This window comes from Pseudolabrys sp. Root1462 (assembly GCF_001426945.1).
GTDB lineage: Bacteria > Pseudomonadota > Alphaproteobacteria > Rhizobiales > Xanthobacteraceae > Pseudolabrys.
Map to the genome: position 1 here is coordinate 727,655 of NZ_LMFS01000003.1, position 13,202 is coordinate 740,856.

Genomic DNA, 13,202 nt, shown 5'->3' on the forward strand with positions numbered 1-13,202 from the left:
AAGACCACCGAGAGGAACCGTTCATGAGCAGCTTCAAACTCGATATCGACACTGACGGCATTGCGCTCATCACCTGGGACATGGCCGACCGCTCGATGAACGTCATCACCATGGACGTGATCGCTGAATTGTCGAGTCTGGTCGACAAGGTGACCAATGACCCCGCGATCAAGGGCGCGGTCATCACCTCCGGCAAGGAAGCGTTCTGCGGCGGTGCCGATCTCACCATGCTCGAGAGCATGGGAGGCATCTACGCCGACAAGGTGAAGAAGGAAGGCGAAGAGGCCGCGGCGAAATACGTCTACGAGGAGAGCTCGAAGCTGTCGCAGCTCTACCGCCGCCTGGAAAAGAGCGGCAAGCCGTGGGTCTGCGCGCTCAACGGCACCGCGATGGGCGGCGGCTTCGAGCTGGCGCTGGCCTGCCATCGCCGCATCGCTGCCGACAATCCGAAGACGCGGCTCGGCCTGCCCGAGATCAAGGTCGGCTTGTTTCCCGGCGCCGGCGGCACGCAGCGCGTCGTGCGCATGATGATGCCGGCCGACGCGCTGCAGTTCCTGCTCAAGGGCGATCAGCTCAAAGTGGATCGCGCCAAGGCGATGAAGCTGATCGATGAAGTCGTGCCGCAGGACAAGCTGATCGAGACCGCAAAGGCCTGGATCAAGGGCGGCGGCAAGGGTGAAGCGCCGTGGGACGTGAAGGGTTACAAATTCCCCGGCGGCCTCGTCTATTCCAAGGCCGGCATGATGACGTTCCCGCCGGCCAACGCCATCTATCGCCGCGAGACCTACGACAATTATCCGGCGGCACGCGCCATCCTCCAGGTCGTCTATGAGGGCCTGCAGCTCGATATCGACACCGCGCTGCGCGTCGAGTCGCGCTGGTTCGCCAAGATCCTGCGCTCGCCGGAAGCGGCGGCGATGATCCGCACCCTGTTCGTCAACATGCAGGACCTCAACAAGGGCGCGCGCCGTCCGGCCAATGTGCCGCCGACCAATATCAAGAAGATCGGCGTCGTCGGCGCCGGCTTCATGGGCGCCGGCATTGCCCAGGTGTCGGCCGCTGCCGGGCTTTCGGTGGTGCTGATCGATCGCGATCAGGAAACCGCCGACAAGGGCAAGGCCGGCCTCCACAAGGCGCTGTCCGACCGTGTCGCCAAGGGTCGCATGAAATCGGCCGAGCGTGACGGCCTGCTGGAAAAGATCATGCCGACTGCCGACTACGCGGCGCTGAAGGATTGCGATCTCGTCGTCGAAGCCGTGTTCGAGGACCGCAAGGTGAAGGCCGACGTTATCAAAAAAATCGCTGCGGTGATCCGCGACGACGCCACATTCGCTTCCAACACCTCGACGCTGCCGATCACCTCGCTCGCCGCGGAGTTCAAGGAGCCGAAGCGTTTCATCGGCATCCACTTCTTCTCGCCGGTCGATCGCATGATGCTGGTCGAAGTCATCATGGGCAAGGAAACCGGCGATCCGGCGCTCGCCGCGGCGCTCGATTTCATCCGCGCCATCCGCAAGACCCCCATCGTCGTCAACGACACGCGCGGCTTCTATGCCAACCGCTGCGTGCTCAACTACATCCGCGAAGGCCACCTGATGCTGCAGGAAGGCATCCCGGCGGCGATGATCGAGAACACCGCGCGCATGGCCGGCATGCCGGTCGGCCCGCTGTCGCTCAACGACGAGACCGCGCTCGATCTCGGCCTCAAGATCGTCCGCGCCACCGAAGCCGATCTCGGCGCCAATGCGGTCGATCCGGGCATGAAGAAGCTGCTCGAGGACTTGGTGGAAAAACACCAGCGCTTCGGCCGCAAGAACGGCAAGGGCTTCTACGATTACGCGCCCGGCCAGCCGAAGAAACTGTGGCCGGGTCTCGCCGACCTGTTGCCGAAGAAGCTGACGCGCGAACAGGTCGAGGCTCTCGACGTCGAGGAACTGAAGCAGCGTTTTCTCGTCGTGCAGGCGGTCGAGGCCGCGCGCACCTTCGAGGAGCATGTCGTCACCGACGTGCGCGAGGCCGATGTCGGCTCCATCCTCGGCTTCGGCTTCGCGCCGTTCACCGGCGGCACTTTGTCCTACATCGACATGATGGGGACCAAGGCCTTCGTCGCGCTGTGCAACAAATTCGTGAAGAAATACGGCGACCGCTTCACCCCGCCGAAGCTGCTGGTCGAGATGGCCGAGAAGGGCGAGAGCTTCCACACCCGCTTCGCACCGAAGAAGAAGGCGGCGTAGCGGGATTCATTGTCGTCCCGGGCGGGCGAAAGCAGGACCCGGGACCCATGGCGACCGCGCCATCGAGAGGAACGGCGTATGGGTCCCCGCCTTCGCGGCGACGACGATAGCTACATCACCACCGTCAGCCGCTTCGCCGCGCGGGTGATGCCGGTGTAGAGCCAGCGCTGGCGCGATTCCTGGAACGCAAACGACTCGTCGAACAGCACGACGTCGTCCCACTGCGAGCCTTGCGCCTTGTGCACGGTGAGCACGTAGCCGTAATCGAATTCGTCGTAGGGCTTGCGGCGCTGCCAGTCGATCTGCTCGATGCCGCCGGCGAAACATTCCGGCCGCACCGAAACCTTGACACCGCGCGTCGCGGTTTCGTCGTCCGGCAACAGCCGCAGCGTCATGATGCCGGTCTTGCGGCCGCCGCGCTCCTTGACGCTCCACAGGCCGCCGTTGAACAGACCCTTCTTGCGGTTGTTGCGCAGGCACACCAGCTTGTCGCCGGCTTCCGGCATCGGATCCTTGAAGCCGCGGCGCTCGCGCATGCGCATGTTGTAGGCGCGCCGCGTGTTGTTGCGGCCGACCAGCACCTGATCGGCCTCCAGCACGCGCTGCGGATCGAGTTCACCCTTGAGCACCACTTCGGTCTCGCCGTAGCGGCCGGGCTCGAGATATTCGCCGGCGCGAATATCCATCGACAGGCGGATGATCGGATTGTCCTGCGCCTGGCGATGCACCTCGGTCAGCATCACGTCGGGCTCGTGCTCGGTGAAGAAGCCGCCGCCATTGGCGCCGGCGGTGATCGGCGGCAACTGCGCTGGGTCGCCCAGCACCAAAAGCGGCACGCCGAAGGACAGCAAATCCTTGCCGAGCTCGGCGTCCACCATCGAGCACTCGTCGATGATGATCAGCGACGCCTTCGACGCCGGCGCTTCGTCCCACAGATCGAAGCTGGGGATTTCCTCGCCGCTCTCGCGGGCGCGATAGATCAGCGAGTGGATCGTGGTGGCGCCGCGGCAGCCCTTGCCGCGCATCACACTGGCCGCTTTGCCGGTGAAGGCAGCGAACTTCACTTCGCCGTCGACGGCCTCGGCGAGATGGGTGGCGAGCGTGGTCTTACCGGTGCCGGCATAGCCGAACAGGCGGAAAACCTGCGGAGTCGAGCCAGTGCCGGGCCTGGCCTTGAGCCAGTCGGCGACGGCTTTCAAGGCGTCATCCTGATGGGGCGTGAATTGCATGCGCGGATGAATAGAGCATGCGGCCCGGATGGCAAAGAACATAATAGCAACAAGCTTCGTTCGTCCCCGCGCATAACCGTTCGAAGAACGGCGTTCTTTCAGAACGCCTATGGCGAGGACCCAGGCTTTGCCCGCGCTGCGGCAAAAAGCTGGGTTCCCGCTGGCGCGGGAACGAACGGGGTCTGCCGGTGCACAGGAATTCTGTCTTGACGTCGTACCGCAGGCAGCATATATTCCCAACTCTCTCTCGACCCGATCCGGCGCCGTCATGACGCGCCGGGGGCGGGCGGGAAGAGCGGGGCGCCGACAATGCGCCTCGTGACAATCGGCCGGCCGGTCGCCGGTCCGATGGTGGAGCGCCGGGAGGCGCAGCGCCGCCGCAGCGGGCCTCGCAAACCCGATGCGATCCGGCGCGCGCGCCTCGGAGCAGGTCTCGCAAACCTGCTTCGCTCCGGCGTGCGGCGCGGCCTCGCAAGCCGCGCCACAAGAGGGTCTCGCAAACCCTCTGGCGCCTCCCGGCGCTCCATCCCCTCGGGGAACGGAAAAAGGGTGAGGCTCGGCCCGGGCCTTTGCAAACAACAGGGTCGATACCGCATGCCGCATCGCCCTGCGCGCCGCGCTTGACTCCCGAGTTATATTTCAATATTCGTAGAAATATGGAACAGATTGATGCCGTCGCGGCGCTGGCCGCGCTCGCCCAGGACAATCGCCTCGATGTCTACCGGCTGCTGGTGCAGTCCGGTCCGGACGGCATGGCGGCGGGCGCGATCGCCGACAGGCTCGGTCTGGCGCCGAACACGCTCACCTTCCATTTCGATCGGCTGCGCGCCGCCGGTCTCGTCACCGTGCGCCGCGATGGCCGCTCGATGATCTACGCCGCGCACTTCGACACCATGAATTCGCTGATCGGCTATCTCACCGACAATTGCTGCGGCGGTCAGCCCGAGCAATGCGCGCCGGCCGCAGCCTGCAAACCGTCCACGAAACGCGCCAGGCAAACCGCCTGAGGAGGCTCTCATGAAGCGTCTGCATGTTCACGTCGCCGTTGATGACATCGCGAAGTCGATCCCGTTCTATTCGGCGCTGTTCGCCGCGCAGCCGTCGGTGACGAAGACCGACTACGCCAAATGGATGCTGGAGGATCCGCGCGTCAACTTTGCCATCTCCTCGCGCGGCCGCGAAGCCGGCCTCGATCACCTTGGCATCCAGGTCGAGAGCAAGGACGAACTGCACGACGTCTATGCGCGGCTCAAGCAGGCCGGCGGCGCCGTGATCGAGCAGGGCGAAACCGCCTGCTGCTACGCCCAATCGGAAAAATCCTGGATCGACGATCCGGCCGGTATCGCTTGGGAAACCTTCCATACAACGGGCGAGAGCACGACCTACGGCGATGGCAGCGGCGAAAACGAAGCCCGCACGACCGGCGCCAAGGCCTGCTGCGCGCCATCGGTGTCGGCCGCGCCATCCTCTTCCAAATCAGCCTGCTGCGCCTGAGGTTCTGTCATGTCGGACCGCATCTACAACGTCCTGTTTCTCTGCACCGGCAACTCGGCGCGCTCGGTGATCGCCGAAGCTATTCTCGAACGCGAAGGCAAGGGCCGCTTCAAAGCCTTCAGCGCCGGCAGTCAGCCGAAGGGGCAAGTCAACCCGCATACGCTGACGCTTCTGCGCAACCTCGGCTACGACGTCTCCGGCTTCCGCTCCAAGAGCTGGCTTGAGTTCGCGCAGCCCGGCGCGCCGCAAATGGATTTCGTCTTCACCGTCTGCGACGACGCCGCGGGTGAAGCCTGCCCGGTGTGGCCGGGTCAGCCGATGACGGCGCATTGGGGTATCCCCGATCCGGCGGCCGCGACCGGCAGCGCGGTCGAAATCGCGCTCGCCTTCGACGAGGCCTATCGCATGCTGAATCGCCGCATCGAACTCTTCCTGGCGCTGCCGATGAACAAACTCGACAAACTCGTGCTGCACAAGAAGTTGAAGGACATCGGCGCTTCTGAAGGCGCGACGCAACTGGCGGCCGGCCGTGTCGAAGTTTGAACGCTATCTGACTCTTTGGGTCGGGCTCTGCATCGTCGCCGGGGTCGCACTCGGCCATCTGATGCCGGGGGTGTTTCAAGCCATCGGCTCGGCCGAGATCGCCCGCGTCAACCTGCCGGTCGCGGCGCTGATCTGGCTGATGATCGTGCCGATGCTGATCAAGATCGACTTTGCGGCGCTGGCGCAGGTGAAGGAGCACTGGCGCGGCATCGGCGTCACGCTGTTCATCAACTGGGCGGTCAAGCCGTTCTCGATGGCGGCGCTCGGCTGGCTGTTCGTCGGCTATCTGTTTCGGCCGTATCTGCCGGCCGATCAGATCAACTCCTACATTGCTGGTCTTATCCTGCTCGCCGCCGCGCCGTGCACGGCGATGGTCTTCGTCTGGAGCAACCTCACCAAGGGCGAGCCGCATTTCACGCTGTCCCAGGTGGCGCTCAACGACACCATCATGATCTTTGCTTTCGCGCCGCTGGTCGGCCTGCTGCTCGGTCTGTCCGCAATCACGGTGCCGTGGGACACGTTGTTGCTGTCCGTCGTGCTTTACATTCTTGTGCCCGTTGCGGCTGCGCAACTGCTGCGCCGGCGCGTTTTAGCCACGGGCGGCAAGGCCGCGCTCGACCGCTTGCTGGCGGCACTGCAGCCTTTGTCCCTGGTGGCGCTGCTGGCGACCCTGGTGATGCTGTTCGGGTTCCAGGGCGAACAGATCCTGACGCAGCCTTTGGTGATCGCGCTCCTGGCGGTGCCGATCCTGATCCAGGTCTATTTCAACGCCGGGCTGGCCTACATCCTCAACCGCATCGCCGGCGAGCAGCATTGCGTCGCCGGTCCGTCGGCGCTGATCGGAGCGAGCAACTTCTTCGAGCTTGCCGTGGCCGCGGCGATCAGCCTGTTCGGCTTCAATTCCGGCGCCGCCCTTGCGACCGTGGTCGGGGTCTTGATCGAAGTCCCCGTGATGCTGACCGTGGTCGCGATCGTCAACCGCAGCCGCGGCTGGTACGAGCGCGGCGCGCACCCCGATCCGGCCGTCATCACGAAGTCTTGACGGCGCTCGGGGCTTGGGCCGGTCCGCATAGCACCCTTACGTCTTCCGGATTGCCCTTTGGCCGCCGTCATGTTTAAGGTCGCGGCCCCTTCGGCCGGAAGAGTTTTATGGCGCGTGACCAGATCGATATGACCCCGCTCGAGACCCGCGACGAACTCGTCGCCTGGTTTGAAGCGGGTTGCAAGCCGAAGTCGCAGTGGCGTGTCGGCACCGAGCACGAGAAATTCGTCTTCACATTAAAAGACCACCGGCCGGTGCCCTATGCCGGCCAGCAGTCGATTCGCGCGCTGCTCGACGGCATGCACGGCCTGCTCGGCTGGGAGCCGATCATGGAGGGCGAGAACATCATCGGCATGTTCGACGTCACCGGCGGCGGCGCCATTTCGCTCGAACCGGGCGGCCAGTTCGAACTGTCCGGCGCGCCTTACGACAATGTGCACCAGACCGCGGCCGAACTGTTCGCGCACCTGGCGCAGGTCCGCGAAGTGGCAAAGCCACTGGGCCTCGGCTTCCTCGGCCTCGGCATGACGCCGAACTGGTCGCGCGCCGACATGCCGGTGATGCCCAAGGGCCGCTACAAGATCATGACGAACTACATGCCGAAGGTCGGCACCCGCGGCCTCGACATGATGTATCGCACCTGTACGGTGCAGGCGAACCTCGACTTCTCGTCCGAAGCCGACATGGTGAAGAAGCTGCGCGTGTCGCTGGCGCTGCAGCCGGTGGCCACTGCTTTGTTCGCCAACTCGCCGTTCACCGAAGGCTGCCCGAACGGTTACCTGTCGGCGCGCTCGGAGATCTGGCGTGATACCGACAATAACCGCGCCGGCATGCTTCCCTTCGCCTTCGAAGACGGCATGGGCTTCGAGCGCTATGTCGATTATGCGCTCGACGTGCCGATGTATTTCATCAAGCGCGGCGACAAATATATCGATGCCTCCGGCAAGTCGTTCCGCGATTTCTTCGCCGGCAAGCTCGACATCATGCCCGGCGAAAAGCCGACCTTGTCGGACTGGGCCAACCATCTGTCGACGATCTTCCCCGAGGTTCGGCTCAAGCGTTATCTCGAAATGCGCGGCGCCGACGGCGGCCCCTGGCGCCGCCTGCCGTCGCTCTCGGCCTACTGGGTCGGCATTCTCTACGACGATGATGCGCTCGATGCCTGCTGGCAGATGGTGAAGGACTGGACCGCGCAGGAGCGGCAGAAGCTGCGCGACGACGTGCCGAAGCTCGGCTTCAAGGCCGAGATCCGCGGCCGCAACGTGCTGACGTTGGCGCAGGAGACCTTGCGCATTTGCGCCAAGGGCCTTTCCCGCCGCAAGCGGCTCGACCGCAACGGCCGCGACGAAACGCGCTACCTTCGCCCGCTGGAAGAGTCGATCGCGCGCGGCATCACGCCGGCCGAGGAACTGCTCGAGAAATTCCACGGCGAGTGGGGCGGCTCGGTCGATCACATCTTCGATGAGTATATGTATTAGCTCCGCCTCATGGTGAGGAGCGCGCAATTGCGCGCGTCTCGAACCATGGGGCGGCCTCGTCCTTCGAGACGCGCTCCTTCGGAGCGCTCCTCAGGATGAGGCCTGGATAGGTTGTCAAATGGCCAAGTCCACGCCCGCGACGCTCGCGCTTGAAAAGGCCAAGGTCGCCTTCTCGCTGCACGAATACGACTACGACCCGAATGCCGAACGCATCGGTATGCAGGCGGCCGAAGCGCTCGGCATCGAACCGGCGCGGTTGCTGAAGACCTTGATGGCGAAGGCCGGCACCGATGTCGTCTGCGTGCTGGCGCCCTCCGACCGCGAAGTGAACCTGAAGCGCCTTGCCGCGGCCGCCGGCGCCAAAAGCGCGGCGATGCTGGGGGCGGCCGAAGCCGAGCGCATCACCGGCTATCATGTCGGCGGCATTTCGCCGTTCGGCCAGAAGAAGCGCGCGCGGGTATTCATCGAACAGACGGCGTTGCAGTTCCCGACCATCCTGTGCAACGGCGGCCGCCGCGGCCTCCAGGTCGAACTCAAGCCGGCGGATCTGGTGCGCGTTCTCGCCGCGACGCCGGCGGAGATCTGCTGAGGCCGCATTCTGCATGGCGGCCATCACGCCTGATCGCTTGCCGGAACAGCATCGTCGCGTCACAAGGCCATCCCAGCCACGCGTTCCGGCGGCGCCTTATCGCGATGTCCCAAGACAAAACTCATTCCAGCGCCGTCGGCCGTGCTCCGGCCGATGACAAGGTCGGACATCGTGCTCTATGTGGTCACGGTGCTGATCTGGGGCTCGAGCTGGATCGCGACGCACTATCAGGCCGCGTCGATCGCGCCGGAGGTGTCGATCGTCTGGCGCTACGGCTTCGCCACGCCGCTGATGTTCGCCATCACCGTCTATCGCGGCGAGCGTCTGCGCTACCGGCTCGTCGATCACGGTTACTTCGTCGCGCTCGGCCTGTGCATATTCTCGATCAATTACATGCTGTTCTATCACGCGGCCCAGCATGTCTCGTCGGGGCTGCTGTCGATCGAATTTACATTGGCTGCGGTGGGCAATGTGCTGCTCGGCGCCCTGGTCTTCGGCACAAGGATCGAGGGCCGCGCCGTTCTCGGCGGCCTGATCGGCATCGTCGGCGTCGCGGCGATGTTCTATCCGCAGATCAAGGGGCTGCGCCTCGATGGCGGCGCGCTGCTCGGCTTCGTGCTCGGCCTTGTCGCCACCTCGTGCTTCTGCATCGGCAACATGGTGTCGCTTTCCGCCAAGCGCCGCAATCTGCCGGTGTTCGCCACGTTGTCCTGGGCCATGCTCTACGGCACCGTTATCGTGGCGCTGGTCGGCGTCGCCAAGGGCGAAGCCTTCGTCATGGACTGGAGCCCGATCTATCTCGGCTCGCTGGTCTATCTGGTGTTGCTGGCGTCGGTGGTTGGCTTCGGCACCTATTTCACGCTGCTCAACCGCATCGGCGCGGCGCGCGCCGGCTACTCGACCGTGCTGTACCCGGTGGTCGCGCTCGCGGCCTCGACCTGGCTCGAAGACTATCGCTGGACGCCGGTGGCGGTCGCCGGCCTCGCCTGCGTGCTGTGCGGTGTCATCCTCGTGCTGCGGCCGCCGAAGCCGTGATCATTCGGCGGCGATCGCGGCTTCCGACAGGTTGTCGAGCGACGAGATGATGTGCTCGGCCAGCGCGTTGGCCAGCGTCGAGCTCTCATGCGCATTGCGCACCAGGCCGATCTGGCAGCTCGGCAGGTCGGGATAGCCGTCGGCCGGCGTCAAGACGCGCATGCCGGGCCGCAGGCCGGATTCGGCCAGCACCGATACCGCAAGCCCCGACAGCACCGCGGCGGCGACCGCGCCGGCATTCGAACTCGAATAAAGCAGGCGATACGGCCGGCCCATGACGTCGAGACGCTCGATCGCGGTGCGCCGCCAGGCGCAGGTCGGTCGGCCGAGCGCAAGCGGCACGGTTTCTTCCGTGTGTGCGGTATGGCGGTTCGACGTCACCCACAACAGCCGCTCGCGGCGAAACGTTTCGGCGGCGCGCTGGGATTCGCAATTGGTGACGATGGCGAGATCGATCTCGTTGGCGTCGATGCGCTCCCACAGATCGACCGACGGTTCGCACATCACCGACAGTTCGACCCCGGGATAAGCGCGCGAGAACCGCGCCATGATTTCCGGCAGATAACGGTCGGCATAGTCGTCCGGCACGCCGAGCCGGACGCGGCCCGACAATTCCTCATCGGTGAAGGCGGCGATCGTTTCGATGTTCAGCTTGATGATGCGTCGCGCATAGTCGAGCAGGCGCTGGCCGTCTTCGGTGAGTTTGGAGGCGCGGCCATCGCGAACGAACACCGGCCGATCAAGGCGCTCCTCCAGCCGCTTCATCTGCATCGACACCGCCGATTGCGTCTTGTTCACGAACTCGGCGGCTTTGGTGAAGCTGCCGGTCTCGGCGATTGCGATGAATGTCCTGAGTTGGTCAGCATCGAGCAGTGCAGTCATGGGCAAAACTCCCCAAATGCTACGGGCTTGGCGCCCGCAAAGGATAACATCACTATTCCTGATTGGTCAGATTAAAAACATTCGTTTCACTAATCAATACCGCAGGCGCATATAGACGGTGTCGGCAACGGACTCGGACGTGGTGATACAGGGTCCCGCTGACCTGAATCAGAGCATAAGGCGCTGGTTTTGCATCAGAAAATTGGAGATGACCATGACAACCGCTTATCCCGTTTTGCCGCTCGCCGCCGGAACCCTGACCCGGGCCCTGGGCGCCGCCATCAACGTGGTCGTCATCTCGGTCAAATCCGTCAATCGCGCTGTGCGCCACCGCCGCGACGCCCGAATGCTTGCCGGCCTCGATGGCCGCATGCTCGCCGATATCGGCCTGACGCAGTCCGATGTGCAGGACGCCTTCTCGGAGCCGCTCTGGGCGGACCCGACGGCGCTCCTGAAGGAGCGTGCCATCGAGCGGCGCATGAACCGCGCCCGGACGCGCGTCGTTCTCTGGCAAGGCGACAGCAAGACCTTCCGCCGCCCGGCGACCAACCGGCCCGCTCGCGAAACGGTCTGACAAAATAGGGGAACGCGCCGTGAGGCGCGTTTCACGAAAACGGCCGATCCCTCTCATCGGCCGCTACGGTCCGAGCACTGCGAAATTCCCCTCTCGCGCCCGGATCACAAGCGCCCGCTGGCCCCTCCGGCGGGCGCTTTAATTTTTGCAGAGTGATTCGTCAGCGCACGCCGGCGACTTCTGACGTCAGCAGCGAGCGGCGGTCTTTGACCACGCCGATCTTCACGCCGAGCCGCTTGATCGTTGAAACCTCGCGGCCGCCGAGCGCGCGATCACAATTCATGTGCGTCGGCGCGATGAAGAATTCGGCCTTGCTCCAGTCCGACACCCATTGCAGCCGCGAGTTGGCCTCTTTCTCGAACGGCAGCCGCTCGCCGCACACCGCGACCGTATAGCGATGGGTGTGGTGGCCCTTGGCATCGATCTTGGCGACATAGGCTTCGAGGTCGTCGACCGCTTCCGGCATGATCGTCACCCAGTAGTCGCCCACGTAGCGGCCCGCGGCGCCGGACAAGCCGCCGACCAGCGGATTGTAATAGAGATATTCGTAAGGATGCAGCGCGACCAGTATGCCGGCGTTCGCCACGAGCACAGCGACGATCGCCGCCGCCGCGGCTCGCGACAGCCACGGCCGCACCAAAGCAAAGCGTGTCAGCAGCGCGTCGAAGCCGATGCCCGCCAGCACGGCAAACACCGGGACGACGAACAGGAAGTGCCGCAGTCCGGTGAAAGCCGGCCCGCGATCGATCACCTCGCACAGAACCGGAAACGCGGCGATCACCGCCAGCAGCAGGGTGTCGTTGCGCCGGCGCGAGTGGCCGCCTGCCTCGCTGCGCGGCCATAGAACGAAGATGATCGAGACGATGGCGCCAGCGACGATGATCAGCGGCAGCTTGAACAGCAGATAGGCCGGCACATACCAGCGCGGCACATTGGCCATTTCATAGATATGACCGCCAAGCAGGGTGCGGATCTGGTAGTGGAATTCGCCGAAATCAAAGAGTCCGCGGATCGGATTGAGCGGCGACAGCGCCGACCACGGCCACGCCACGATCATGATGAGGTAGGCGATCACGAAAGCGGGCAGCAGCGCCGTCACCGACCGGGCGTAGAACTCGATAGCCTGGCTCAGGTTGGCGCGCCAGGACGGCCCCGAGACGAAAATCGCCAGCGCTACATAGCCGGCAAGGAGCAGCCCGAGCACGCGAATGCCGAGCGCGGCGCCGAAGAAAATTCCGAAGGCGATGACGTGGCGCCAGCGCGGCCGTGGCAGGTCCCGCGTTGCGCGCAGCAGAAAATAGGCGGCCGCCATCATCGCAGCGGCGAAGGGGATGTCCTTGGTGTGATTGAACATCGAGCCGTACCACGGCCCGCACACCGCGAGCGAGAAGGCCGCGATTGCCGCGGCGCGCGGTCCGGCGACCATGCGCGCAGTGGCCCATGCGGCGGCGATGCCGCCGAGTCCGATGACGGCACAGAGCAGGTGGCGGATGCCGTAAGGCTCGACCATCGGCAGCGCGCGCTGGATCATGACAGCGAGGCCGTCGAACAGGCCGCCATAGAGATAGAGATTGACGAAGTGAAACAGTGACTGGTTTTTGAAGCCGCTGGCGTAATAGGCGACGATCATTTCGCCGTAACGCTGCTGCACTTCTTCGTCGTTGGTGATGGCGTAAGCATGGAAGGTCGCCGGCACCAACACGGCGAGGACGGCAAAAAGCACGGCGACCGCCATGTCATAGCGGTCGCACGCGGCAAAGCGCTCGCGAAGTCGCGCACCAAGGCGCGTCGCGGCGCGCAGCCGTTCCCTCGAAAGATCGGCAAACATCGTTGTGTGCGTGTCGGGGAAACGCCAAGGCACAGACGAACGGCTGGCCATGCGTTGGCTCGCATGATCCACAGATCACTGGGCTACGGCGACAGGCAGGCTCCCCGGCAGGCGGCCCTCCCTATCTCTTTGCGGCGGATTTTGTCTTGTTCCGTGGCATCTGTCATGCTCCATCTGCGCGAGCGGGGCACGTGGGGGCGGCAAGGCGCGATCCTTGGTTGAAAGCCAAGGCGGCAGCAACGGAATGGCAGGCCGGGATGCGATTGAGCTGCTA

Annotated in this window: 12 protein-coding genes; 9 read left to right on the forward strand and 3 right to left on the reverse strand. The window is 64.5% G+C overall.

What is annotated here, in order from left to right:
• Positions 1-23: 23 nt before the first annotated feature.
• A complete protein-coding gene (locus ASD45_RS20155; protein ID WP_056913432.1) occupies positions 24-2,234 on the forward strand; it encodes a 3-hydroxyacyl-CoA dehydrogenase NAD-binding domain-containing protein in 2,211 nt (736 codons plus the stop codon).
• Between the two features lie 110 nt (positions 2,235-2,344).
• Here ASD45_RS20155 and ASD45_RS20160 read toward each other — a convergent pair whose 3' ends face one another.
• Positions 2,345-3,463, reverse strand: a complete 1,119-nt coding sequence (locus tag ASD45_RS20160) for an ATP-dependent RecD-like DNA helicase (protein WP_056913433.1) — start codon at positions 3,461-3,463, stop codon at positions 2,345-2,347.
• Between the two features lie 656 nt (positions 3,464-4,119).
• Between ASD45_RS20160 and ASD45_RS20165 the strand changes: the two genes are divergently transcribed.
• From ASD45_RS20165 to ASD45_RS20195, 7 genes are all read left to right on the forward strand, one after another.
• Entirely contained in the window at positions 4,120-4,470 is a 351-nt protein-coding gene (locus ASD45_RS20165; RefSeq protein ID WP_056913434.1) for a helix-turn-helix domain-containing protein, read from the forward strand.
• 10 nt (positions 4,471-4,480) lie between these two features.
• On the forward strand, positions 4,481-4,957 hold the full coding sequence (locus ASD45_RS20170) for an ArsI/CadI family heavy metal resistance metalloenzyme (protein ID WP_056913435.1): 477 nt from the start codon (positions 4,481-4,483) through the stop codon (positions 4,955-4,957).
• Between the two features lie 9 nt (positions 4,958-4,966).
• Positions 4,967-5,500: an arsenate reductase ArsC gene (locus ASD45_RS20175; RefSeq protein WP_056913436.1), complete on the forward strand. Its 534-nt coding sequence runs from the start codon at positions 4,967-4,969 to the stop codon at positions 5,498-5,500.
• Positions 5,487-6,542, forward strand: coding sequence for an ACR3 family arsenite efflux transporter (gene arsB / locus ASD45_RS20180; RefSeq protein WP_056913437.1), 1,056 nt, complete (start codon positions 5,487-5,489; stop codon positions 6,540-6,542). The genes ASD45_RS20175 and arsB overlap by 14 nt, the downstream gene beginning before the upstream one ends.
• 107 nt (positions 6,543-6,649) lie before the next feature.
• On the forward strand, positions 6,650-8,020 hold the full coding sequence (locus tag ASD45_RS20185; RefSeq protein ID WP_056913438.1) for a glutamate--cysteine ligase: 1,371 nt from the start codon (positions 6,650-6,652) through the stop codon (positions 8,018-8,020).
• A gap of 118 nt (positions 8,021-8,138) precedes the next feature.
• Entirely contained in the window at positions 8,139-8,609 is a 471-nt protein-coding gene (ybaK, locus tag ASD45_RS20190; RefSeq protein ID WP_056913439.1) for a Cys-tRNA(Pro) deacylase, read from the forward strand.
• A 153-nt stretch (positions 8,610-8,762) separates the two neighbouring features.
• Positions 8,763-9,644 (forward strand): DMT family transporter, encoded by an 882-nt coding sequence (locus ASD45_RS20195; RefSeq protein ID WP_056913440.1) that lies wholly within the window; start codon positions 8,763-8,765, stop codon positions 9,642-9,644.
• Here ASD45_RS20195 and ASD45_RS20200 read toward each other — a convergent pair whose 3' ends face one another.
• Positions 9,645-10,526, reverse strand: coding sequence for a LysR substrate-binding domain-containing protein (locus ASD45_RS20200; protein WP_082541061.1), 882 nt, complete (start codon positions 10,524-10,526; stop codon positions 9,645-9,647).
• A gap of 208 nt (positions 10,527-10,734) precedes the next feature.
• Between ASD45_RS20200 and ASD45_RS20205 the strand changes: the two genes are divergently transcribed.
• Complete coding sequence (locus ASD45_RS20205) at positions 10,735-11,100, forward strand: DUF1127 domain-containing protein (RefSeq protein WP_056913441.1); 366 nt, start codon at positions 10,735-10,737, stop codon at positions 11,098-11,100.
• 160 nt (positions 11,101-11,260) lie between these two features.
• Here the strand turns inward: ASD45_RS20205 and ASD45_RS20210 are convergent, their stop codons facing one another.
• Positions 11,261-12,979 carry a glycosyltransferase family 39 protein gene (locus tag ASD45_RS20210; protein ID WP_082541062.1) on the reverse strand — a complete coding sequence of 573 codons (1,719 nt, stop codon included), beginning with the start codon at positions 12,977-12,979 and terminating at the stop codon, positions 11,261-11,263.
• Positions 12,980-13,202: the final 223 nt, after the last annotated feature.

Excerpts from the sequence above, each read along its gene's own strand:
- ASD45_RS20185 (WP_056913438.1), top strand. The coding sequence starts at position 6,650 with ATGGCGCGTGACCAGATCGATATGACCCCGCTCGAGACCCGCGACGAA.
- ASD45_RS20155 (WP_056913432.1), top strand. The coding sequence starts at position 24 with ATGAGCAGCTTCAAACTCGATATCGACACTGACGGCATTGCGCTCATC.
- ASD45_RS20195 (WP_056913440.1), top strand. The coding sequence starts at position 8,763 with ATGACAAGGTCGGACATCGTGCTCTATGTGGTCACGGTGCTGATCTGG.
- ybaK (WP_056913439.1), top strand. The coding sequence starts at position 8,139 with ATGGCCAAGTCCACGCCCGCGACGCTCGCGCTTGAAAAGGCCAAGGTC.
- ASD45_RS20170 (WP_056913435.1), top strand. The coding sequence starts at position 4,481 with ATGAAGCGTCTGCATGTTCACGTCGCCGTTGATGACATCGCGAAGTCG.
- ASD45_RS20210 (WP_082541062.1), bottom strand. The coding sequence starts at position 12,979 with ATGGCCAGCCGTTCGTCTGTGCCTTGGCGTTTCCCCGACACGCACACA.
- ASD45_RS20175 (WP_056913436.1), top strand. The coding sequence starts at position 4,967 with ATGTCGGACCGCATCTACAACGTCCTGTTTCTCTGCACCGGCAACTCG.
- ASD45_RS20165 (WP_056913434.1), top strand. The coding sequence starts at position 4,120 with ATGGAACAGATTGATGCCGTCGCGGCGCTGGCCGCGCTCGCCCAGGAC.
- ASD45_RS20205 (WP_056913441.1), top strand. The coding sequence starts at position 10,735 with ATGACCATGACAACCGCTTATCCCGTTTTGCCGCTCGCCGCCGGAACC.
- ASD45_RS20200 (WP_082541061.1), bottom strand. The coding sequence starts at position 10,526 with ATGACTGCACTGCTCGATGCTGACCAACTCAGGACATTCATCGCAATC.
- ASD45_RS20160 (WP_056913433.1), bottom strand. The coding sequence starts at position 3,463 with ATGCAATTCACGCCCCATCAGGATGACGCCTTGAAAGCCGTCGCCGAC.